The 2,165-nt window shown below is 68.4% G+C and carries 1 protein-coding gene; it reads right to left on the reverse strand.

Features of this window, described 5'->3' with window-relative positions; translation table 11 throughout:
• Positions 1-2,165, reverse strand: a 2,165-nt coding sequence (infB, locus tag JHC79_RS23490; protein WP_296395469.1) for a translation initiation factor IF-2, incomplete at both ends; no start/stop codon positions are given.

Raw genomic sequence — 2,165 nt, forward strand, 5'->3', positions numbered from 1 at the left:
ACCAGTTCGTACGTCTCGATGACGTCGTCGACCTTGATGTCACCGTAGGTGATGGTCAGACCACATTCGTAGCCGTCGCGCACCTCGGTCGCATCGTCCTTCTCACGCTTGAGCGACGAGATCGTGAGGTTCTCGGCCACCACGACGTTGTCACGCAGCAGACGCGCCTTGGCGTTGCGCCGCATGATGCCCGACGTGACCAGGCAGCCGGCGATGTTGCCGACCTTCGACGAACGGAAGATCGCACGGATGTCCGCACGGCCCAGCTCGACCTCTTCGTAGATCGGCTTGAGCATGCCCTTGAGCGCGCTCTCGATCTCGTCGATGGCCTGGTAGATCACCGAGTAGTACCGGATGTCGACACCCTCGCGGTTGGCGAGCTCGGTGGCCTTGCCCTCGGCGCGGACGTTGAACCCGATGATGATCGCGTTCGACGCCGACGCCAGGTTGACGTTGGTCTCGGTCACGCCGCCGACACCGCGGTCGATGACGCGCAGCGTCACCTCGTCGCCGATGTCGATGTTGACCAACGCCTCCTCCAGGGCCTCCACGGTTCCGGAGTTGTCACCCTTGAGGATCAGGTTCAGCTGCGAGGTCTCCTTCAGAGCCGAATCGAGATCCTCGAGGCTGATCCGCTTGCGGCTGCGCGCGGCGAGTGCGTTGCGCTTGCGAGCGTTGCGTCGATCGGCGATCTGACGGGCGATCCGGTCCTCGTCGACGACCAACAGGTTGTCGCCGGCACCGGGCACCGAGGTGAAACCGATGACCTGCACCGGACGCGACGGCAGACCCTCGGTGACGTCGGCACCGTGCTCGTCGACCATGCGTCGGACGCGCCCGTAGGCGTCGCCGGCGACGATCGAGTCGCCGACCCGCAGCGTTCCGCGCTGGACCAGCACGGTCGCCACGGGGCCACGGCCACGGTCGAGGTGCGCCTCGATCGCGACACCCTGGGCGTCCATGTCGGGGTTGGCACGCAGATCGAGTGCGGCATCCGCCGTCAGCAGCACCGCTTCGAGCAGGGCGTTGATGTTCGTGCCCTGCTTCGCGGAGATGTCGACGAACATGGTCTCGCCACCGAAGTCCTCGGCCACCAGTCCGTATTCGGTCAGCTGCGCGCGGATCTTCTGCGGATCCGCACCTTCCTTGTCGATCTTGTTGACCGCCACGACGATCGGCACGTCGGCCGCCTGCGCGTGGTTGATGGCCTCCACCGTCTGCGGCATGACGCCGTCGTCGGCCGCGACCACGAGGATCGCGATGTCGGTGGCCTTCGCACCACGGGCACGCATGGCGGTGAACGCCTCGTGACCGGGGGTGTCGATGAACGTGACCAGACGCTCGTTGCCGTCGAGCTCGGTGAGCACCTGGTAGGCACCGATGTGCTGCGTGATGCCGCCGGCCTCGCCCTCACGGACGGTCGCGTTACGGATCGAGTCGAGCAGTCGCGTCTTACCGTGGTCGACGTGACCCATGACGGTCACCACCGGCGGACGCTGCTCGAGATCCTCCTCGCCACCCTCGTCCTCGCCGTAGGTGAGGTCGAAGCTGTCGAGCAGCTCGCGGTCCTCGTCCTCCGGGCTGACGACCTGGACGACGTAGTTCATCTCGCCGCCGAGCAGTTCCAGCGTCTCGTCGTTCACCGACTCGGTGGCCGTGACCATCTCGCCGAGGTTGAACAGGGCCTGGACCAGGGCGGCCGGGTTGGCGTCGATCTTGTCGGCGAAGTCGACCAGCGACGCACCGCGTGCCAGTCGGATCGTCTGACCGTCGCCGTGCGGCAACCGGACGCCGCCGACGGCGGGCGCCTGCATCGAGTCGTATTCCTGGCGCTTCTGACGCTTGGACTTGCGGCCCTTGCGGGGAGCACCACCGGGGCGACCGAACGCACCCGCGGCACCGCCACCGCGACGAACACCGCCGCCACCGGGACGACCACGGAAACCACCGGGGGGACCACCCGTGGGGGCGCCGCCGGGAGCACCGCCACCGCGGTATCCACCGCCACCACCACCGGGACGGCCACCACCGGCACCGCCGGGGCCACCACGGGCGCCGGGGCGACCGGGACCGCCCGCACCGGGTGCGGGACGCGCCGAACGCGACGGCATCGCGCCGGGGTTGGGACGGGGAGGCATGCTGCCCGGGCTCGGGCGGGGTCCGCC

The sequence above is a fragment of the Williamsia sp. genome (assembly GCF_016462415.1).
Taxonomy (GTDB): Bacteria; Actinomycetota; Actinomycetes; order Mycobacteriales; family Mycobacteriaceae; genus Williamsia_A.